The organism is Nitrosomonas sp. Nm84, from assembly GCF_003201565.1.
GTDB lineage: Bacteria > Pseudomonadota > Gammaproteobacteria > Burkholderiales > Nitrosomonadaceae > Nitrosomonas.
In genome coordinates this window covers 1-22,007 of sequence record NZ_QJJP01000038.1, presented here as the reverse complement: position 1 = coordinate 22,007, position 22,007 = coordinate 1, and the positions used below count along the sequence as shown (strand labels likewise).

The window sequence follows — 22,007 nt, the reverse complement described above, 5'->3', positions numbered from 1 at the left end:
TTCCTACTTCCCTCTTCTTCTTATTCTTGCCCGCAAGTCCTTATCCTATCCCCTTGCTCTCACCTAGACTACTTAGTCAATCCCTCACTGTCAAGAATTTAACCATAGAGATTAACAAAGATTAATTTTCTCAAAATATCCTCACCCTTACTTTAATATTTTCGATGTAATTAACTCTCAAATACTATTTTTTAGCCTGATTAGCTAAGCCAACTGCTTGCACTTAGCTATGCTAACTCATTCGCAGATGTTAGCTCAGATTGACAATTCTATATTACTAAAACTCCCCCCGACAAGACCACGGGAAATTGCAAGTTAACTAAGCCATCATCTTAATCGCAGCAGATAATCGGCTTTTATAGCGCGCAGATTTATTTTTATGAATAATATCTTTATCAGCAATCGCATCTACAGTCCCTATAGAACTATTGAATGCACGTTGAGCTGCTACTTTATCACCCGATCCTATTGCTTTCTTTATAAATTTAATAGCAGTACGCAATTTTGACCGCAAACTAACATTATGTTCTCTTCGTTTGACAGCTTGCCTTGCACGCTTCCTTGCTTGTGCGCTGTTAGCCATAAAAGCCCTCCAACCCTCTTCGATAGAAAAAAGGACTTAATGTTACTTTCTTTTATACTATATTGCAACTTAGGTATTCAGATTCTCGTAGAATCCGAAGCTTCATAAAATGAAGATACGAAACTGGAGATGAGGATGAAATTATGGCACCCTTCTAGATTTAAACCTAGAAAACGCATTACTAAAGTGGTATCACAAAACTGGACAGGTTGTTAAGCTCTATTATGGACACTAAAGAGGATCATGATCATGAGCAAGAAACGCGTACACAATTCCGGTGAATTCAAGTCGAAAGTAGCGCTAGCGGCGATAAGAGGAGACGAAACCATCCCGCAGTTGGCGGCACGTTATGAGATACATCCCACACAGATCAATAGTTGGAAACGGCAACTCATTGCACTAGCGGCTGAGTTGTTTTCCAGGAATAGCGATGCTTGCAAAGAAAGCGGACAAACCACAGACGATTTATATCGAGTCATAGGACAACTGACGGTAAAACGCGATTTTCTAGCCAGAAAGCTCGATCATTAAGTGCGGCGAAACGCAAGATGATGACTGAGCTTAACGAGAAGCTTAGCCAAACACGCCAATGTCAATTGCTGAGTTTGGCACGTTCGACCTATTACTATCAGTCGCAGCCAGCTACTAATGCGGAACTGACTTTGCTGCGAAAGATGGACGAGCAATACCTAAAAACACCACGATATAGTTCGCGCAACTACGCCACGTGGTTTTTGCGCTAGGAAATACTGATTGGCCACAAGAAAGCGGCATCCATGATGAAGACTCTGGATATTATCAGCACCGCGCCCAAATCGGGAACCCGTATTCCAGCCAAACAACACAAGATATATCCTTATCTGCTCAAAGGTAAGGTAAGGTAAGATAAGGTAATCAATCAACCCAATCAAGTTTGGGCCGCTGATATTACCTATGTAGAGCTTCCAAAAAAAACATAAGCATCTGATTAAATTTAAAAATAGTATATTTTTTGTAAGATAATGCACGTAAATACGTGAGTTAAACTACCTCCGGCTTTGCCGTAAGTAATTTAACTCACGCTTGTATGAACCCGTAAGCTTCAGACGTAATTCCTCCCATTCAATCAGCGAATCAATCTTCGCAGGAGTCTTTGGCATGCCGATCAATGTCGACAAATCCACCAATGGATGCAAAACAGTTAACTGACCAGAAGCGCCATTAATTCACTGCAAGCTGCCACTCATGAACCACTGGATAACGGCCACTCCGGTTGACGCTTCAATAATCCAATATCCATGAAACTGTCACATAAACGCCAAAAAACCGTCATTTTTTTGTCATCGCAGATCGCTAAACTTTGTTGGTCTCGTTGAATAAGGCCATGATTCAGGCTCGCATTCAACGCCACGCCAATCCGTCGGGAAGTCACACTAACATGAAAATATTTTATGGTATTCAAGGAACCGGTAACGGTCATATCACGCGCGGCCGGATTATGGCCAGGGAATTACATGCTGCGAATTTTGAAGTGACTTATCAATTTAGCGGCAGGCCGCAGGATAAGTTTTTCGATATGCATGCTTTCAACGGCTATCAATGGCGTCAAGGTCTGACTTTCAGTACTCAGAACGGCAAAATCAATCACCTAAAAACAGTATTTCAATCCAAGCCGCTGCATTTCCTGAGAGACATCAAACAGTTGGACTTGAGTAGCTACGATTTGGTTATTTGCGATTACGAACCGGTAACTGCCTGGGCAGCGCGCCGGCAAAACAAGAAAACCATCGGCATCAGCCATCAATATGCGTTTCAATACGACATTCCGCGCGCGGGTAATGATCCGTTGTCTGAAACTGTCATGAGAAATTTTGCGCCAGTGAGTACCGGCATCGGTTTGCATTGGCATCATTTTGATCAACCCATTCTGCCACCGGTGATTGAAACACCCATCGCGCAACAGCAAACACAAAAAAATAAAATCGTCGTCTACCTGCCGTTTGAAGATCAACATCATGTGATGGCAATTTTGGCGCCATTCAAGGCATTCGAATTTTTTAATTATTCCCCTGAGATCATACCATCCGCACATGAACACATTCACTGCAAACCATTATCGCTGGAAGGCTTTCAAAGCGATTTGGCGGATTGTGCAGGCATCATTTGCAACGCCGGTTTTGAATTAGCCAGCGAATCGTTACAGCTGGGCAAGAAAATCCTGGTAAAGCCGGTACATGCACAGATGGAGCAGGTATCCAATGCGCTGGCGCTGCAAACGTTAGGTTACGGGCAAATGATGCACACCATAGATGCTGCGGTGATTGAGCAATGGCTCTATGCAACCCAGGCCGTTCGCGTCACTTATCCGAATACTGCCCGGTATCTGGTGCAATGGATCAAGGATGGCATGCCGCCGATTGATCGATCATGGTACCAGCAGATTTGGTCGGGGGTAACCGTATCGCCCGTTGCATGTGCTTAACTGAATATTAGACTTTGATGAAAGATAATTACTTATTTCAACCTGATCAGCTGATCATCAAAATACCGTCACCGCAAAAAATCCTGATTATCTATAACCCGATATCCAGTGCAGGCAATACCGAGACACTCGCCTGCAGGTTGGAAATGGCATTGGCCTTGCAAGGAAAAACCGTTACCGTGCGCACCTCTGAAAAAAAGATGAAAGGTTATACGCGCATTACAGACGATATTGCAGCCAGTGATCTTGTCGTGGTAGTCGGCGGAGATGGCACCATCAGAAAATTGCTGGATGCCATCAACAAAACAGACACACCGATTTATGCCATCCCGGGTGGCAATGAATCATTATTTGCACGTTCCTATGAAATGAGTACCGGCGCCGATGACTTGCTTCGGGCAATCGATGCAGGAACATGCCTGCAGCAATTCTATGGCTTAATCAGCGGCCAAGGAATTCAAGGGGAAAAACCTTTCTTTCATATGGCATCCATGGGCCTGGATTCACTGACGGTCAAGAATATCGGCAAACGGAAAGGGCCGTTGAATGATTCGATTTATATCTGGCATGGACTTAAAGCGTTGTGCGCCTTGCATCATCCGACGGTATCCGTCAGCGTTGATGGAGAACAAGTCATTGATCATGGGTCCGGATATATCATCGTGGCCAACAACTCAGCGTATGCCAGAAATTTACAACTCGTGCCAAGCGCTGATCCATCAAAGAACGAGCTTGTTTTGGGTTTCCTACCGGGAGCACGGCATCAGCATGAGCTGATCAAAGCCATGAAAATCCTGCAACACAAACCCGCGAATCTGCCCATGCAATATTTTTCAGGGAAACATATTGCATGTACCCTGCATCAGCAATCTTATCCGTTGCAAGTCGATGGCGATTACTTCCGCAATCGCGATATCGAGGCGGAAAGCACCGTTGATTTTTGTATCAGCCCAAGGCCCATCCGGGTATTGATTCCATCTTATCTGCATAGCGATGCACTACAGGCTGCCAATAATTGACCTGTTAACAGGTCGTTAAAACGTATTCGAGGTGATCGCCTGCTTTAATTTATAAATCTCAGGCTGATTCAGGGTCTCATGTTGCAATAATTCTTCCGCAGTCTGATTCAGTAAGGTTCGATTGGTTTGCAGAATATTGATTGCGCGCTCCAGTGCTTGATCAACCAGTTCACGTACAGCAATATCAATCTTGTTGGCGGTTTCTTCGCTGTAATTACGATTCTGTGGCATTGGAATATTGTTTTGTAGAAAAACCGATTGTTCCCGGTCATAGGCCACATTGCCCAGAGTTTCACTCATGCCATAGCGCAGCACCATGGCGCGAGCAATATCGGTGGCACGCACCAGGTCATCCGCTGCCCCTGTGGATACTTCGCTAAACACGATTTGCTCGGCTGCACGCCCACCCAGCAACACCGCCATTTTATTTTGTAACTCCACACGCGTCATCAGGTAGCGATCTTCCGTCGGACGTTGAATGGTATAACCCAATGCGCCGATGCCGCGCGGAATAATCGATACCTTGTGTACCTCGTCAGTACGCGGCAGTGCCAATGCCACCATGGCATGGCCTAGTTCATGGAATGCCACCACGCGCCGCTCATCGGGGTTCAATAGACGATTGCGTTTCTCCAACCCTGCGACAATACGTTCGATGGCATTATTGAAATCTTCCATGGTCACATTGTTAGCACCGCGTCTCGTGGCCAGCAGTGTAGCTTCATTGATAAGGTTTGCCAGATCCGCACCAGTGAATCCGGGCGTCAAAGCGGCAATTTGCTCGATTTTCACATCAGTATGCAACTTCACCTTTTTTGCATGCACCACAAGGATTTGCTCACGCCCGATTTTATCGGGCCGGTCTACCAGCACTTGCCGGTCAAACCGTCCGGCGCGCAATAACGCCGGATCAAGAATTTCCGGTCGATTGGTCGCGGCCAGTAACACAATTCCGCTGCTGGAATCGAAGCCGTCCAATTCTGACAGCAACTGATTCAGTGTTTGCTCTTTCTCATCATGCCCTCCGCCTAATCCATAGGCACCACGCGCACGACCCAGCGCATCCAGCTCATCAATAAAGATAATGGCTGGCGCCATTTGCCGCGCTTGCTCGAACAAATCACGCACCCTGGCTGCCCCCACACCGACAAACATTTCGACAAATTCCGAACCGGAAATAGAAAAGAACGGTACCCCGGCCTCACCCGCCACAGCGCGTGCCAGTAATGTTTTACCTGTACCTGGCGGCCCTACCAGCAAGATCCCTTTAGGTGCGCGACCACCCAAGCGGCCATAATCAACAGGATTTTTCAAGAAGTTGATGATTTCAACCAATTCTTCCTTGGCTTCATCAACGCCCGCCACATCATCAAAAGTTACTTTGGTTTCCTTCTCCACAAACACTTTGGCATGGCTTTTACCGATCGACATCAATCCACTGCTCATATTGCCGCCCATACGCCGCATAATAAAAAACCAAATACCGACTAAAATCGCCGTGGGCACAACCCAGGAAAGTAAATCGCGCAACCAGGTACTTTGTACGACACCGGTATAAACTACATTGTGTTTGTCCAATATCTCAGCCAACCCAGGCTCTACGCGCGTGGTCACAAAATCCTTAAATCCGTCTGCATGCTGTTCTTTGAGCGTACCAAAGATTTGATTTTGCGTAATTGCGATCTCGGCAACACGTCCCTGTTCCAGGAAATGTTGAAACTGACTGTACGGAATAGGTTTAACCTGAGTGTATTGCGAATATAAATTCTGTATCAATAGCAGACTCAGTATTGCCACAATGATAAACCAGAAGTTGATTTGTGCTTTTTTATCCATGGATTGCCTCAATTTTTATTCGTGATAATATTTCTTACCATGCCAGAATCCCTTGGCAGGATAAGATACCCCAATCAACGATAATTTTTCAGTAACCCATGGATTGATCAGAAACGCCAATCCATTTGCAGGCCGCCAATATTGGCTTGTTCGGAATATTGCCCGGCGAGAAGATCTGCGGTTGCTCCGCGCCGATTAATCGCAGCATTATCCATAAACAAGTGTGCATAAGCAGCATGTATATTGACATTTTTTAGCAGCGCATACGTTAAGCCAACCGTTAACCAGTAGCGACTGCTGTCAGGAATCCTCGGTGATCTATGCTGTGCATTCGGAACTGGCGTTTGATCATACGCAAATCCAGTTCTCATCGTCCATTTATTGTTTTCGGAAAGATAGCTAATACCAAAGGCATAGCGCCATGTATCCTGCCATTTTAGATCCGCCACGTCATCGCGCTGTGCCGATAAAAAATCCGTTCTAAGCTCGCGTATCAGACTCCAATGCGTCCACAGTGCATCTGCAGAAATTGTCCAGCGCGGATTGAAGCGATGGGAAAAACCAAATAATACATTATCTGGCAGTGTGACCGAAGTGCGCGCATGGGTGTCGACAAAACTGCCGCCCTGTGTCAAAACTGCCGCACTATCGGGTACAGAAAAGTTTGCATTGCTATGCACGTCATGCGTAACTCTGGAACGATAACTCACACCCAAATGCGTATCTTGATTCAACGCATAGAAAGCGCCAAGGTTATAACCAAACCCAACGCTATCGCCTTTAAGTGAAGCATGTCCATCCGCCGCTTGCGGCAGCAATCCCTGACCGGCACAGGGTGCCGGCCCCAGTGCTTGAAGACAAATGGTTCCAAAATCAATGGCATTGGTTAACCTGGTTCGCAGGTATTGCACATTGAAACCGGCTCCGAATGAAAGCTTTTCTGTTACTTTTAAGGATAAGGATGGATTAAAGTTCAGCACTGAGATTTCCGAGTCAATCGCCTGGTAGCGCCCTTTCCAGTTCGAATCATAGCTGTTTCGCATACCGACAGGCGTATTAAGTCCAAAACCGAATGCCACCCGATTTGTCAGTTCTTGAACATAATAAACATTAGGAATAAATACCAGATTAGCTGCATCGCTTCCACCATCATTACCTTTAAGCGGCGCACCGCCAAGCGCCGGACTCAACTGTGAAGTACTGTTGTGAAAAGTTGTAGATGGCGCAACAACATATCCTGCCATAGAGACTAGCTTACCTCGAACTTGACTCATCGCACCGGGGTTAAAAAATACCATGCTGCCGTCATTAATGTTGGTTGGAGCACCGGAAAACGCCTGCCCTAGTTCTTTAACACTCTGTTCCATCACTGCGATACCGGCACTCATTGCCGGTATCGAAAAGAAAATGATAAAGAAACTTATAAAAGTGATACTGCTATGACCAGAATAAGCGGTAGCATTATTTAATTTGATGATTTTACTCCTAGTGGTTTTTCTATTAGTAATCATTAAATTTAGTCAGCATTTAAGACAGTCAATCCTAATCGGTTCTATTGCTCACCTGAATTCTTGAGTATAATTGTTATATTATCAATAGGATATATCCCACGATCAGAAGTAAAAAACCAACCCATTTCGCGAGAGCGGCTTAGATTGATTATGGTTATACTTCTTGAGAATTCACTCTTCCTAACTTAAATTAAGCCTGTTTTCATTTCAATAATTCCTTATTAATTGCGCGGATTAATAGGAAATTGATCAACAAAATGCGTACAATTTATATCGCTAACCAACAATGAAAAATGATTACAAAGGATCAATGTTGGACGACCATAACGAAGATTCTCAGCTTCAGCAATCCGATTATTCTGCCGCTCTGCTTGCAGAACAAATAAAGTTGCTTTACCAGCAAGCAGTGTCTGCTTTACTTGGTACGCTCTTCATTGCGATGGCTCTCGTTTTGGTCTTTTGGGATTATGCCCCAAAGAGCTGGCTTCTGGGATGGCTAACAGCGGTTTTTCTCCTTACTTTTATCAGGTTTTTACTAGTCAAGGCATATTTTCGAGAAAACCCTTCAGTCGCTGAATCAACCGTTTGGGGCCGTCTCTTTGTACTGGGTGTATTTCTGTCGGGCGTAGCCTGGGGTACAGCAGGGGGCATCTTTTTTGTTGAAAGCAGTGCAGTTCACCAATTATTCCTGGCTTTTCTGCTTGGAGGCATGATCGCGGGGGCAATGTCTACCTTATCATCTTACAAAAATGCTTTTCTAGCCTTCGCCATACCTGTCGTTTTTCCTTATCTCTACCAAGTGGTCACTCATGAAAGTGATACCTATATTGCGATAGCATGCACTTATCTACTATTTGCTATCTTGATAGGCAAGATTTCGCATCAGCTTCACTACACAATTACAGATTCCCTTAAATTTCGATTTGATAATTTTGATCTATTAAATCGTTTACTCCGAGCCAAAGATTATCTGAATGCGATGAATCAGGAATTGCAAACGCAAATCTTAGAAAAAGATCTTACGCAGAAAGCATTGCAAAATGCTAAGGAGCAACTGGAACAACGTGTGGCTGAACGTACTGAAGCACTCGCCCTGTCCAACGAAATCTTACATCAGGAAAAAGAACTCTTCCAGGTTACATTGGCCAGTATTGGTGACGCAGTCATCACTACCGATTCTTTAGGAAAGATCACTTATCTGAATCCAATTGCGGAATTATTTACCGGCTGGCTTAACAATGATGCAAATGGTGCTTCCTTACAGGATATTTTTCGTATTAAGGATGTAGTAACACAAGTGCCGATCGAGAATCCACTCACGGAGTGCCTGAACAAATCCGACAAATCCGGTAGAAACCAAGAGTGCTTATTGGTCCAAAAAAATAAACAGGAATGCATTATCGATTATTCCGTAGCACCGATTTTAAGTCACAAAAAAGACGTGATCGGCGCTGTATTGACTTTTCGGGATGTCACGGAACAACGCAAATTGACGCAAAAACTCGCTTATCAAGCAGCACATGATTCCTTAACCGGCTTGTTGAATCGCGATGAATTTGAAAATCGCCTCAACAAAATTCTAACATCGATTCGTACACACGATATCCACGCACTGTTATATCTCGACCTGGATCAATTTAAAGTCATCAACGACACCTGTGGACACACCGCAGGCGATGAGTTGCTGCGCCAGGTAACGGCGCTGTTACACTCCAAGCTGCGCACGCGCGACACTCTGGCACGACTAGGGGGTGATGAGTTCGGAATCATTTTGGAACATTGCCCGAAAAATGAAGCGATACAAGTTGCCAATGCACTGCGTGAATTAGTACAAAACTTCCGCTTTCAGTGGCAGGATAAAACTTTCACCATTGGCGTCAGTATCGGATTATTCCCAATTACCTATAATAATGAGGGCCTAGTGAGCGCATTGAGCGCAGCAGATAGCGCTTGTTTTGCCGCCAAGGATCGAGGACGAAACCGGGTTCATATTTATCAATCCGATGATAATGTGTTGCAAAAAAGATCCGGCGAAATGCAATGGTTGCCACGCTTGCAAAAAGCTATCGAAAATCAGCGACTATGCTTATATTTTCAACCGATCATCGCTATTTCCAATAAAAATGAGCTTGAAGAACACGGTGAATTTCTGTTGCGTCTACAAGGTGAGCAGAATCAATTGATCTTCCCCGGCTCGTTTCTCCCCTCTGCCGAACGATATGATCAGATGCTGGCAATTGATCGTTGGGTAGTCGAGGAATCATTCAAACTACTCAAAACTCGTTCGCAGCGCCGATCCAAGAATATGTATGCGATCAATCTATCAGCGCATGCATTGGGAAACGAAGATTTTCTTGATTTTGTAGTAGCGAATCTAAAGACCCACATCAGCGATCCATCCAGTATTTGTTTTGAAATTACCGAAAATGTTGCGTTGGCGGATCTACAACATGTCATGAAATTCATTTTGACGCTTAAAGAACTGGGTTGTCATTTTTCGATGGATGATTTCGGTAGCGGCTTATCTTCATTTGGATATTTGAAGAATATTCCGTTGGATTACCTCAAAATTGACGGGCAGTTGGTTAGAGGCATACTCAACGACCCAGTTGATCGAGCAATGGTCGAATCCATTAATCATATCGGGCACGTAATGGGATTGAAGACAATTGCTGAATGGGTTGAGAATACAGGAACATTAAAGTTACTTGAAGAAATAGGCGTCGACTATGTTCAGGGATACGAACTGGCTACGCCTTATCTGTTTCGATCAGAGCCTACAAAGCCTTTAAAGGTAGCCGAAAAATGAACATTTCCTATCACTTCTACAGTACTAATCCTTGGAAATCACTTTTCCGTCCGATCGATAATATCACTGGCGAAACGAAAGTTTTGTGTATCCTTGGAGTTACTGCATTCCACTATCAACTCTTGCCGTGAGCAATAACACTTGATCATGCCGTTTTTGTTTAGCTCATTAATTGACTCATCAGCGCTTTTACGAATGGGTAGAGACAAATTAATCAGCTTCTCCGCGCCTTGTTTAGTAAGAAAATAAGCAGTCAGTCCCCAAAAATCACATGCAAATTTCGATGCATGCAGACTAATATGTTTGATCTTGTTTCTTCTGCGGTTTATAAAGAATAAGTCGGTATCTGCTGGAATATGGCGTACAAATTCTTCCAGTGTCGGCTTATCACAGACCATTAAGGCATCATCCTCGAGAATAAGCGATACTTTATTGGACGATTTGAGCGCTGTTTTCCACAGTTCGTAATGAGAAAGATATGCACCTATCTGCTCTGGAATCAACGGTATACCTGTGACCGGACAAAAATTATCAGGCGCTAATATGCCATCCTTTATCAATTGATCGGTATCAATTTCCAATCCATCGACTGCTGGAAAAATTTTAAAATCAAAACCCGCCTCGCCGAATTGCTTCTCAATAAACTGTCGCTTGTCCGGTCTGCGAAGCAGATTAATGCAAGTAATTTCGAAGCTAATCGAATCGTTATGGGCATATAACAGTTTGATGTCACTACGTTTAAAAGCGAAGCGTAAGCGATCCAGTACTAGTGATCCGGCTGAGGATACAGACTGCAATGCCGCTTGGGTACCAAAAAGCCATCGCCATGGTCCGGTCTTGGAACCGCGATACGGACGAACATACTTTCTATATAAATTGGCATATACATTTTTCATCATGAGGAATTAGACTAGGGTTCATGTAACGAGTGAATTTAAGTGCTTCCTTGAATTCACCTAGATCCATCAGTTGTCCTGGTTTCGTTCTTCGCCGCTGCCGAGGCCTTGTATGTGACTGGATGAGATCCCGCAAGGATACTTGTTCCCAGAAGAGTAGGTCGCCACTCACTAGTGACAACCTCATTGTATCGTGTAATCGATGGCACGAAGTAAACTGAAATATCTAAAAATACTCTGGTTTTATACGCCTAATATCATAGGACTTGAATTCTGTTGTGCAATGGTTTTTTTGGAAAAACAAGTAACTGCATGAAAAACAATCCCTTCTGCAAGGTCAATATACGTAGGGGTAGATATTTAGTCAAGCATGCTTTGTAACCATGTGACTACGCGACTATAAACAACAGCAAATATAACCCAATAAAATTTAAGTAAACATCAGACTATTGGAATATTCTCCACAGGCAATCTTTTCAAGATGTTTTTTGGCTCTCTCGCTTACGCCTGCTCCGTGCTGCAAATAGGACTGTGCCGCAAGTTTCGGTGAATAATCACTGGTCGTATAACCCTGAATCTTAATTTTTTCCGGAGACAGTGGGGTGACTGTCAGTTTCCCCTTACCTAATTTGATGACAAGCAAATTTTTACCTTGCACTGCAACGATTAGTGCCGTATGGCGATGTTGATTGATGATTACGGTGGGTTGCATCTGTGCCATACCCTATAAATTATTTAACAAAACCCAAACACAGTAGCGAATTACACCATACGATACCATTTTGTCTCAAATAATTTGCGTATCGAGCACAATTTCTTCGTCATTTCTCTATAGTGAAGCACATCGAAACAACGCTTATAGTTGACAATCCATAAACCCTTCGATAGTCTCTTTGCACGCATTGAACTTTGTATTTTTACGCACTCGCCATGCTCTGATTACACTGAAGCTAACTTTGGCAAGATGCACACTCATCACTTCATGCCTGCGTTTCTCAGCTAATCAAAATTGTTTTTTGTGTGACTAATAATAAATATAGTTAAGCTCGTACAATTAAAAAGGAGAAAATTATGGAACTCAAAGGATCTAAAACCGAAGGAAATTTGAAAGCCGCTTTTGCCGGTGAATCTCAAGCCAATCGTCGTTATTTGTATTTTGCTGCTAAAGCCGATGTGGAAGGGCAAAATGATGTGGCCGCTGTATTCCGTTCCACTGCTGAAGGCGAAACCGGCCACGCGCACGGTCATCTGGAATATCTCGAAAATTGCGGCGATCCGGCTACCGGCATGCCTTTCGGCCCTTCCCGTGATAACCTGAAAACCGCTATTGCGGGTGAAACGCACGAATATACTGATATGTATCCAGGCATGGCACGAATAGCGCGTGATGAAGGATTTGATGAAATTGCTGATTGGTTTGAAACACTAGCCAAGGCTGAACGTTCTCATGCCAACCGCTTCCAACGCGCATTGGATAGCCTGGCTGATTAATCCACTATACGGCAAGATCGTCGTACTTAGCAGCACTGGGGTTTATCCATGGTATCGTGTTGTTCGGTTAAACCCCAGTATTGGTTCAACAACTTCTGACACACTGATATTCATCTATGGCTACTCGTGAAGGCAGTCTTGAAGCCCCTAAACGTCACCCGATCGACTGGAAGAATCCTGATTTCTATAACGAAACCAGTTTGAATCAGGAAATGGAACGGGTTTTCGATATTTGCCACGGATGCCGGCGTTGCGTCAATTTGTGCACAGCATTCCCGCGCTTGTTTGATCTGATTGATGAAAGCGCCACCGGCGAACTTGACAGCGTCGATAAAAATCAGCTCGGAGAGGTTGTCGATCGTTGCTACCTCTGCGACATGTGCTTCATGACCAAGTGTCCTTATGTACCTCCGCATGAGTGGAATATTGATTTTCCGCATCTGATGTTGCGCGCCAAAGCAGTTAAATATAAAAACAAAGGTGCCGGTTTTCGCGACCAGTTACTCTCTAACACCGACTTGATGGGCAAGCTAGCAACCATCCCAGTGGTGGTTCAAACGGTCAATACCATTAACACAACACCGGCTACCCGCAAGTTAATGGATAGCATGCTGGGAATTCATGCCGATAGAAAGCTGCCCGAGTATGCCGCAAATAAATTTCGTTCCAGCGCGCAACCTAACGATACTTTTGCAGTCATCAATGGCGCACGCACGCCCGGAAAGATTGCCATTTATGCCACTTGCTACATTAACTATAACGAACCTGGCATCGGGCATGATTTACTGAAGATACTGGAACACAACGAAATTCCAACCTGTCTGGTAGAGAAAGAGGCTTGTTGCGGCATGCCAAAGCTGGAACTGGGCGATTTGGAAACAGTGGAAAAACTTAAAAACAAAAATATTCCCCATTTACTGAAATTGGCACAAGAGGGCTATGCCATCCTCTCCCCAGTACCTTCTTGTACATTGATGTACAAACAGGAATTGCCGCTGATGTTTCCTGATGATGAATCGGTTCAGGCTGTCGCTGCCGCCATGTTCGACCCGTTTGAATACTTATCGTTACGAAACCAAGATAATTTACTGAAAACGGATTTCAAGAAATCACTGGGCACTGTGGCTTATCACATTCCCTGTCATCAACGCGTACAAAATATCGGCAAGAAAACTCGCGATATCCTGCAACTTATACCGAACACCAATATCAATGTCGTCGAGCGTTGCTCAGGCCATGATGGTACCTGGGGTGTAAAAAGCGAGCACTTCGCGGACTCCATGAAAATCGGTCGCCCGGTTTTCAAGCAAATGGCTGCTTCAAATCCGGATTACATCAGTTCGGATTGTGCGATTGCCGCACGACATATCGAACAAGGCATCGGTGAAAGTAAAGCGCAAAAACTACACCCGCTCACGTTATTATGGATGGCCTATGGTATCAATACCGACCATATCGATCACCAGCCGGCGGCCGATCCTGATCCGCCCATTATCAATATCTCTCAACCCAATGAAGAACTCATGACTCCAATGACCCGTGACAGCCTGTTGACGCTGGAAGCCTACGCCAAAATACGCAAGGATTTCCGTGCTCAAGTGATGGCGCATAAAAAAAATCGCAAAATCTTTCTGGGAGAAAACATCACGTTGATCTTTGAGGATGCATTGACCATTCGCTACCAAGTTCAGGAGATGTTGCACGTAGAACGTATATTTCAGGAAGAAGAAATTATTCATGAGCTTGAAACTTACACCCCATTAATCCCCAGTGGCAGCAACTGGAAGGCCACCATGATGATCGAATACCCCGATCCAAACATACGTGCAGCCAAACTCACCACCATGGTAGGCATCGAAGATAAGGTTTGGGTTAAAATTGCCGGATTTGCACCAGTTTACGCAATTGCTGATGAAGATTTGGAACGGGAAACCAGCGAAAAAACTTCGTCGGTTCATTTCCTGCGCTTTGAGCTTACCTCCAAAATGATCGAGTCATTGCATCAGGGAGCCGTGCTCAGCATGGGTGTCGATCACCCTGCGTATCATGCATCGACTGATATCGTTGATGCCAGCACTCGTACTTCGCTATTAAATGATTTATCCATCACATGAAACAAATAGTGCTACTTGTCCTGACTTGTATTTTGTTCCTGGCGGCTTGTGCCAAGCCGCCATTTAAGGATGAATTTGAAAGCGATAAACCCTGGATTGAACAACTGACACAACTACCCGCTTACCCAGATGTGAGAAATCTACTGGCATTTGATCCCGGTTATATCACCAGTAATCAATATTTGGTTGATACAACCTCCATCAAGATAGGCGAAGATGGCGTCATCCGCCTTACTTTAGTTATTAAATCCTCTGCAGACGCTATGAATGTTAGCTATGAAGGCATTCGTTGTGCCACCAGCGAAAGAAAGTTATATGCACTGGGACGAGATGACAAAACTTGGGTGCAGCCCCGCGTATCGGAATGGCAAAAACTCGATTTAGTCCGACAATTCTATGCGCAACGAGGGCTTGCAAAAAACATCTTCTGTCCGCACCAACAAATTGTCAGCAACACTGAGGAAGCCATTCAGGCTTTGAAAGCAGGTATGCATCGAAGTATATTTCGTTAACAAAAAAATCCAAAGCAATCTATCCTGGCGTCACAATACCCCCTTAACTCATTGTTTAAAATGCATGTATCCATCGATATGGATAATGATAAATCACCATTCTTTCCCTTGCGCAAACTTTAAAAATAATTAGTTACTTAAACCCCATTGTATTTATGGTAATTAAAGCTCACACTTTGTCGGGGAAATAACCTGCACATGGCAGGCCGCTGGAAAATGTTTTCTAGGCAACCGATACCAGGCAAAAACAGGCGAAAAAGCGCAATTTATGCGTGATGAGAACTTTAAGGCCTACTTTTAACGCCGTATAGCGGCAACGCAGATAGTCTTCCAACGGATTGTAGGTGTGTTTCCTTCCTCAGGGTCTCATTGAGGAATAACCCGAAGAATCACTAAAATAAGGAAGAATCACATGAAGAAAAGCTTTAGCTTGTTATTGCAAGGAGCAATAAGCCTGTTTCTCCTAAGTTTCAGTAGTTGGGTAAATGCCGAAGCTGCGCCAGCTTTAAGCGAGGCACGCATTGTTGCGCAATATAATTACATTATCCATATCCTGGCCATGTTGCTGGTCGGGTTCGGTTTTTTGATGGTATTTGTTCGCCGTTATGGATTTGGTGCGGTAACCGGTACTTATTTGGTCGTTGCAGTCGGACTTCCACTCTATATCCTGTTACGCGCAAACGGTATTTTTGGTCATCAATTATCACCGCATACGCTTGATGCACTGCTGTTTGCCGAGCTATCGGTAGCAACATCATTAATTGCTATGGGCGCTGTATTGGGTCGTCTACGCGTTTTTCAGTATGCCTTGCTAGCACTTTTGGTTGTTCCGCTGTATCTATTGAACGAATGGATTGTGCTTGATGATGCAATAGGCTATACCACCGGATTCAAGGATACTGCCGGCTCAATTGTCATCCATGCATTTGGGGCCTATTTTGGACTGAGTATGTCGATTGTTCTGACCACAGACTATCAACGCAGTAAACCTATCGAATCGGATCACACTTCTGATCGTTTCGCAATGTTAGGTTCAATGGTACTCTGGTTATTCTGGCCAAGCTTTGCCACTGCTCTGGTTCCTTTAGAGAATATGCCGCAGACTGTGGCTAATACATTGCTTGCGTTATCAGGTGCCACCATTGCCACTTATTTTCTTAGCTCCAAGTTGCATCATGGCAAGACATCCATGGTCGATATGGCCAATGCCGCACTGGCCGGAGGGGTAGCCATCGGTTCTTTGTGCGATGTTGTGTCTCCGATCGGCGCATTTGGTATAGGTTTATTGGCAGGTACAGTTTCCGTGCTGGGCTATGTTTTCCTGCAGCCTCTATTAGAATCAAAATTCAAGATCGTTGATACCTGCGGCGTTCATAATTTGCACGGCATGCCCGGATTATTAGGGGGTCTCAGTGCTTTCTTGGTCGTTCCTGACGTTGCAATCGCGCAATTCAACGGCATAGTCATTACCCTCGTCATAGCAATCGTGGGCGGTCTACTTGCAGGTGCGATCATCAAGGCGACCGGTACTACACGTGAACCTTATGAAGACAGTGTGGAATTTACACACTTGGCAGGGCCGGAGTCGGAAGATCTGCCACAGCAATTACAAACACGCGTGGAAGTTTTGGAAACCCGCGCTGATACGATAAAACCACAAGCTCCAGTTGAATCACCTGAAACAAAAGCATTAGTGGCAAGACTGGAAGCCCGCATCATTGTTCTGGAAGGCAAAGTTGCAACCGCACAAACTTCAAGTACTGAAGAAAAACCAGAACCGCAGCATTAATTTTATGAGGATTGAGTTCCTCGTTGTTTGAGACGAGGTCGCTCAGTGAATATCAACCGGGTTAGTGAATCACTGACCCGGTTTGTTTTTTTATGCAAAAATGGCGGTTAATTTTGCCAATAATCCATTGATTATCGGTTGAAATACGCCCAAGAAATTATTCAATTGCAGCACGCCCACAATCAGAATCAATAAGCCACCACCGACTATGCCATATTTCAATCCCGAAACAAAATTCGCTGATGCAGGTGCACGTGTATAGGTTTGATTCGAGAACGCCAGAAATATTCTTAATATGCCGAGTAAAATACCGGCTGCCACACATCCCAAAAACAAGTGTATCGCACAATGAATCCTTTCCGCTAAGCTTTCCGCGGCCAGCTCAAGACTCGAGAAGCGCAGACAAATCACAATCACGACAAACAGAATGAGGGAATTCCAGAAACCCCCAAATCTCGTTTTAATTTCACTTTCCATACTCATATTTCTCTCCCTTTAAAATAAATGATGACAATGCAAATTTGATCAATAAATCATTGATGCGCGAATTCTATAGAGATTTGCCGATTGATAAATTCTGCTTTAAGCGAATACCGGCTATTCCACATTCAAATTACTGATAACTCTTATACTTTAAACAACTTAAAGCCTCATAATTATAGCCAAATTAGAAATGATTGTAGTCACTGTCGATAACAAATTTATGAACATAAATTATTTATACTGCTAGCCCATCTGTGATCATTCATTCGATTCCATGATTTTGCAAACCGATTTGAATATCCTTTAACTCAAGGTAAAATGTTCTGAGAATTTTCTTCTGAATCTAGAGTATTGCAAATTGCCTGTTGAATTGACCGACGCCCATGACAACCTATATTACTCATATTGATAATACTCCTATCGCAAAACCATGATTGAAATCATTGCTACTTTTGCCCGGTGGTCGCAGTTGACTGCCAATCTGATTTTGTTTGGCAGTTGTGTTTTTCTCGTCATCGTCGGACAGCAAAAAGCTGTGTTTGAGGCTTCCTGGACGATTCGCCTGGAAAAGGGATTTCCCTGGCTGGCAAGTGTAATTTTGCTGGGATTAGTGGGAATTCTAGCCACCACAACCGGTGAGGCAACAGGGGAAGTTTCCAACGTTTGGAACCCGCACGCATGGTTTGAGATCGTGCAACAGACACAGATCGGATATATCTGGATAGCTAGAGCGCTACTAGCAGTGCTATTATTGAGCGTCACTCTGGTTATCGGACGTGTAGATCGACAGCGATGGCATTACGGTTTGTGTGCCTCCGCCGCAGCGCTGCCTCTCATAGCTGGTACGCTGATGAGTCACTCCAGTGCAGATGAGATGTCGTTTGGCGCAGTCGCGCCGTATGCACTGCATATTTTATTGGCAGGAATATGGTTCGGTGCACTGCCGGCTTTTTTGTTTATTCTATTGAACGATCATAGCAAATCCGACAAAACATCGAATCCGACAACAGTCGCAGTCTATCTGACGAAATTCTCGGCAATTGCGCTGCCGGTAATGGTATTACTGGCGGCAACCGGTCTGATGGTAACTGATCGCTTGGTTGAAACTTATTATCATACGTTGGTTGCCAGTCCTTACGGCTGGCTGTTGAGTGCCAAGCTCAGTATTTTGGCAATTATTTTGGTGATCGCCTATCAGGCACGCTATCAGTGGCTTCCCATGCTCTCCAAGGAAGATCCTCAGCAGAGCAACGTAAGTGCTGCGCATTTGAGAAAATGGGTCGGCATTGAATTTATTTTGGCACTACTACTGGTACTACTGGCAACCATTCTGGCCAACACACTGCCCGCCAAGCATACGATGATTGATAACTGGCCTTATCCATTCCGTTTCTCGCTGAATGCAACGTGGGATGAGCCGAATGTGCAGGAAATGGTGTGGTCTGGCGTCGCGTTATTTTTTATTGCATTGGGTACGGTTTGGTTAGGTATACGAAGCAACTGGAATAGTACGAAAAAAACCCTGATACCGAGCTTGCTGGGCATCAGCGCAATGGCAATCGCCTTACCGCCCCTGGCGATTGAAGCTTACCCCGAAACCTATCTCAAGCCGACAGTCCCCTTTGATGTCATTTCAATATCCAATGGCTCGCAATTATTTGCCGCACATTGTGCCAGTTGCCATGGCCCGCAAGGCAAGGGTGCCGGGGTGATCACCGATCCGGAAATAAAAGACCCGACGGATTTACTGACCGAGCCGCATACTACGAAATATACCGTCGGCAACATTTTTCACCAGTTATCGCATGGAATTCCGGGAACTACCATGCCTGGTTTTTCCGCCACACTGTCGGAAGAAAATCGCTGGGATCTCATCAATTATCTCCACGCCTTGTCACGCGGCTTTGATGCACGCTTACTCGGTAGTATGATCGTCCCCGAGAATCCGGCGATTGCATCGCCTGTATTCAACTATTCTGCACATAATGGCTCCAGCGGTAATTTAAAGGATTTCCGCCTGCAAAAGAATGTGTTGATGGTGCTGTTCTCCTGGCCGCAATCCAAGGAGCGCTTTTTCCAGCTGGCCGCAGCGTATGACAGAATCCAAGCGCTCAACACCGAGATCCTGGCGATTCCGATTCGTGCGCTCAATGAACAGGAGTTGGAACAAATTGCCGAGATTGTTCCTTTTCCAATCATCACTGAAGGGTGGTCCGAAATCAAAGACAGCTATTGGTTATACCGGCGGGTCAGGACTGTCCCCGATTTATCGGGCAAAGGGATGTTTCCGGGGCATATGGAATTTATAACCGATCGTTTCGGATATTTGCGCGCACGATGGGTGGCTCAATTCGAGGGATACGGCTGGCAAAACGTAAGCGCCATGACCCTGCAGTTAACCCAACTCAATCAGGAAAATGAAATCATGCCACCCCCCGGTGAACATGCGCACTAATTTTTACTAAGGATTTTATTATGAGCCCTATTCAACTACCGAGGTCTTTGTTGCGATGGATGGTTGCAGCATTGTTCGTGTTTGCGTCTTACGGTCATGCTGGCAACATTACAAAACAACCATTACAAGCAATTGAAATCGCGGGTATCTCTATCAGTACACCAGCGGAAATGATTGCAGGGATTCTGCAGTCGCAAGGTTACACACTGGTCAATGAATCCCTGTATACCAAACAAGAACAACTGCAAAACGGGCGTAGCGCCATCTATCGCATAACCACTGAAAACAATGCCATATTCCATCAAATCACTTATTCCAGAAGTCTTGGCGGCGGGCGGGTAAAAAGCCCTGCTGTTCGCGATGCATCGGTTCCCGCTGCTGAGATCGGTATGGCACAGCAACTGTATCAGTCTGTCTGTACCGATGTATCAGAAGAAAAACAAAAAGAAAGATCCTGCGAACCGCCAACACCAAGCAGTATCCGATTTGGTCATGGACAATCTATCCAAGTTGCTGAACGTTTTGCTGTTTTACTCGATGCAACCGATGCAAGTACAACAATCGAAATAAAATACACCAAGTAATAACAAAGCGCCCCGCCGCAAGCAAAGCATTATTAAAAACGCACTTCACCGGTTTTTTATCAACTGACCTTGCCCTGTAAAAATGATGTGTCAACACTTTAGTGGACACAAAGTTAAGCAGCATTTTGCAGCAACTCGAAATCAACGAGTGATATATATCCATTAGCTGAATGTAATCGCTCCCGGTTGTAAAACACTTCGATATATTCAAACACAGCCAGTTTAGCTTCTTTCCGAGAATGAAACGCTTGCTGATGGATCAATTCAGTTTTTAAGGGTTGGAAGAAGCTTTCCGACACGGCATTATCTCAGTAATTACCCTTTCGACTCATGCTTTTCTGGATGCCATGCTGCTTTAGTAATTGCCGGTGACTTTCCGCGGCGTATTGGCTACCCTGATGGGTATGCCATAACAGGCCTTTGTCGGGTTTACGTTTCCAAATAGCCATCTGGAGCGCATCGTTGACAACTGGGTTTTCATATACGCGGCCATTGACCAACCCACGACCTGACGGGAGAACAGGTCGATCACGACCGCCAGGTACAACCAGCCTTCCAGGGTATGGATATAAGTGATATCGCCCACATACACCTGATTTATCTGATCGATGGAAAACTGACGTTCCAAATAATTAGGCGCAATCGGCAGGTTATGTTTTGAATTGGCGGTAACTTTAAATCGACGTTTGGTTTTACAGACCAATCCGGCTTCCTTCATTAGGCGACCTATTCGCCACCGACCTACAGATTTGCCTTGGTGGGACATGGCTATTTTGAGGCGGCGCGTGCCATATGTATTCCGGTTTTTTTCAAATGCATTTTTTACAATACCGCTGAGTTGCCCATCTTCTCGTTCCCTGAATGAAGGAACTCGATGCAGCCAGCCATAGTAGGCGCTCTGTGAGGCCTGTAAAAACCGGCACATCGATAACACAGCGAATTCATCCCGATGCTGTTTGATCCAGGCGTACTTCACCGCTGCCCCTTGGCAAAGTACGCCGCCTTTTTTAATAGGTCACGCTCCTCGGTCAGTTGGGCAACTTCTTTCTTTAGCCGCTTTAACTCTTCATAGCAATGTGCGTCAGTGCGCACTGTCTTTATGTTATCTACCGGTCGATTGTATTTATTAATCCATGTATGCAAGGTGTTTTCATTGACACCAATATCCCGGGCGGTTTGAGCCACCAATTTATCCGATTCAATGGCTAAGATTTCCTAAATTCAGCTGTATAAACTTTGGGTTTTTCTTGGTTCATTTGGATACACTCCTTCTTTCAGTTATTTTAAGGAATGTGTCCAGTTTAGTGAAGATCAAAAGCAGCGAGCTGCTTGATTCTCCATACACCAGATTTGACAATAGCTCATAAGAAAGACTTCTGCACAACCTCGAAAATTTTGCTGTATCCACAGAGAAAAATTTCTAAAAGGCATTTGTCACGCATGCCACTGGCAAAAAGTGAAGTT

19 protein-coding genes and 1 pseudogene are annotated in these 22,007 nt (G+C 44.7%); 11 read left to right on the top strand and 9 right to left on the bottom strand.

Annotation, left to right across the window (positions count from 1 at the left end; genetic code table 11):
* Positions 1-319 precede the first annotated feature (319 nt).
* Positions 320-583 (bottom strand): 30S ribosomal protein S20, encoded by a 264-nt coding sequence (gene rpsT / locus C8R34_RS14810; protein ID WP_110341928.1) that lies wholly within the window; start codon positions 581-583, stop codon positions 320-322.
* 249 nt (positions 584-832) lie between these two features.
* On the opposite strand from rpsT, the gene C8R34_RS14805 reads away from it, so the two are divergent.
* From C8R34_RS14805 to C8R34_RS14795, 4 genes are all read left to right on the top strand, one after another.
* A complete protein-coding gene (locus C8R34_RS14805; protein ID WP_110341926.1) occupies positions 833-1,114 on the top strand; it encodes a hypothetical protein in 282 nt (93 codons plus the stop codon).
* A 17-nt stretch (positions 1,115-1,131) separates the two neighbouring features.
* Positions 1,132-1,326, top strand: a complete 195-nt coding sequence (locus tag C8R34_RS16315; protein WP_132467137.1) for a hypothetical protein — start codon at positions 1,132-1,134, stop codon at positions 1,324-1,326.
* Between the two features lie 674 nt (positions 1,327-2,000).
* Positions 2,001-3,044: an MJ1255/VC2487 family glycosyltransferase gene (locus C8R34_RS14800; RefSeq protein ID WP_110341930.1), complete on the top strand. Its 1,044-nt coding sequence runs from the start codon at positions 2,001-2,003 to the stop codon at positions 3,042-3,044.
* A 17-nt stretch (positions 3,045-3,061) separates the two neighbouring features.
* A complete protein-coding gene (locus tag C8R34_RS14795) occupies positions 3,062-4,063 on the top strand; it encodes a diacylglycerol kinase family protein (protein WP_110341924.1) in 1,002 nt (333 codons plus the stop codon).
* Positions 4,064-4,078: 15 nt separating this feature from the next.
* Here the strand turns inward: C8R34_RS14795 and ftsH are convergent, their stop codons facing one another.
* Together ftsH and C8R34_RS14785 are read right to left on the bottom strand one after the other, a co-directional pair.
* Complete coding sequence (gene ftsH, locus C8R34_RS14790) at positions 4,079-5,899, bottom strand: ATP-dependent zinc metalloprotease FtsH (protein ID WP_110341922.1); 1,821 nt, start codon at positions 5,897-5,899, stop codon at positions 4,079-4,081.
* A 107-nt stretch (positions 5,900-6,006) separates the two neighbouring features.
* Entirely contained in the window at positions 6,007-7,308 is a 1,302-nt protein-coding gene (locus C8R34_RS14785; protein WP_258364524.1) for an OmpP1/FadL family transporter, read from the bottom strand.
* A gap of 412 nt (positions 7,309-7,720) precedes the next feature.
* Here C8R34_RS14785 and C8R34_RS14780 point away from each other — a divergent pair, with 412 nt between their 5' ends.
* Positions 7,721-10,219: an EAL domain-containing protein gene (locus C8R34_RS14780; RefSeq protein ID WP_258364521.1), complete on the top strand. Its 2,499-nt coding sequence runs from the start codon at positions 7,721-7,723 to the stop codon at positions 10,217-10,219.
* 38 nt (positions 10,220-10,257) lie between these two features.
* On the opposite strand, the gene C8R34_RS14775 is transcribed toward C8R34_RS14780, so the two are convergent.
* Complete coding sequence (locus C8R34_RS14775) at positions 10,258-11,118, bottom strand: glycosyltransferase family 25 protein (protein ID WP_110341916.1); 861 nt, start codon at positions 11,116-11,118, stop codon at positions 10,258-10,260.
* Positions 11,119-11,545: 427 nt separating this feature from the next.
* Positions 11,546-11,836: a hypothetical protein gene (locus C8R34_RS14770; RefSeq protein WP_110341914.1), complete on the bottom strand. Its 291-nt coding sequence runs from the start codon at positions 11,834-11,836 to the stop codon at positions 11,546-11,548.
* 350 nt (positions 11,837-12,186) lie between these two features.
* On the opposite strand from C8R34_RS14770, the gene C8R34_RS14765 reads away from it, so the two are divergent.
* From C8R34_RS14765 to C8R34_RS14750, 4 genes are all read left to right on the top strand, one after another.
* Positions 12,187-12,606, top strand: coding sequence for a rubrerythrin family protein (locus tag C8R34_RS14765; protein WP_110341912.1), 420 nt, complete (start codon positions 12,187-12,189; stop codon positions 12,604-12,606).
* A 116-nt stretch (positions 12,607-12,722) separates the two neighbouring features.
* Positions 12,723-14,720, top strand: a complete 1,998-nt coding sequence (locus C8R34_RS17305) for a DUF3501 family protein (RefSeq protein ID WP_110341910.1) — start codon at positions 12,723-12,725, stop codon at positions 14,718-14,720.
* On the top strand, positions 14,717-15,232 hold the full coding sequence (locus C8R34_RS14755) for a CNP1-like family protein (RefSeq protein ID WP_110341908.1): 516 nt from the start codon (positions 14,717-14,719) through the stop codon (positions 15,230-15,232). Before C8R34_RS17305 ends, C8R34_RS14755 begins: the two co-directional genes overlap by 4 nt.
* Positions 15,233-15,644: 412 nt before the next feature.
* On the top strand, positions 15,645-17,021 hold the full coding sequence (locus C8R34_RS14750) for an ammonium transporter (protein ID WP_110341906.1): 1,377 nt from the start codon (positions 15,645-15,647) through the stop codon (positions 17,019-17,021).
* Positions 17,022-17,111: 90 nt separating this feature from the next.
* Here C8R34_RS14750 and C8R34_RS14745 read toward each other — a convergent pair whose 3' ends face one another.
* Positions 17,112-17,504 carry a hypothetical protein gene (locus C8R34_RS14745; RefSeq protein WP_110341904.1) on the bottom strand — a complete coding sequence of 131 codons (393 nt, stop codon included), beginning with the start codon at positions 17,502-17,504 and terminating at the stop codon, positions 17,112-17,114.
* A gap of 430 nt (positions 17,505-17,934) precedes the next feature.
* Here C8R34_RS14745 and C8R34_RS14740 point away from each other — a divergent pair, with 430 nt between their 5' ends.
* Together C8R34_RS14740 and C8R34_RS14735 are read left to right on the top strand one after the other, a co-directional pair.
* Complete coding sequence (locus tag C8R34_RS14740; protein WP_110341902.1) at positions 17,935-19,959, top strand: CopD family protein; 2,025 nt, start codon at positions 17,935-17,937, stop codon at positions 19,957-19,959.
* 20 nt (positions 19,960-19,979) lie between these two features.
* Positions 19,980-20,543: a hypothetical protein gene (locus C8R34_RS14735; protein WP_132467135.1), complete on the top strand. Its 564-nt coding sequence runs from the start codon at positions 19,980-19,982 to the stop codon at positions 20,541-20,543.
* Between the two features lie 113 nt (positions 20,544-20,656).
* Here C8R34_RS14735 and C8R34_RS17440 read toward each other — a convergent pair whose 3' ends face one another.
* From C8R34_RS17440 to C8R34_RS14720, 3 genes and pseudogenes are all read right to left on the bottom strand, one after another.
* Positions 20,657-20,842: an IS3 family transposase gene (locus tag C8R34_RS17440; protein ID WP_110341898.1), complete on the bottom strand. Its 186-nt coding sequence runs from the start codon at positions 20,840-20,842 to the stop codon at positions 20,657-20,659.
* A gap of 9 nt (positions 20,843-20,851) precedes the next feature.
* Positions 20,852-21,519 (bottom strand): annotated as a pseudogene (locus C8R34_RS14725) (IS3 family transposase).
* Entirely contained in the window at positions 21,516-21,746 is a 231-nt protein-coding gene (locus C8R34_RS14720) for a transposase (RefSeq protein WP_258364522.1), read from the bottom strand. The pseudogene C8R34_RS14725 and the gene C8R34_RS14720 overlap by 4 nt, the downstream one beginning before the upstream one ends.
* Positions 21,747-22,007 lie beyond the last annotated feature (261 nt).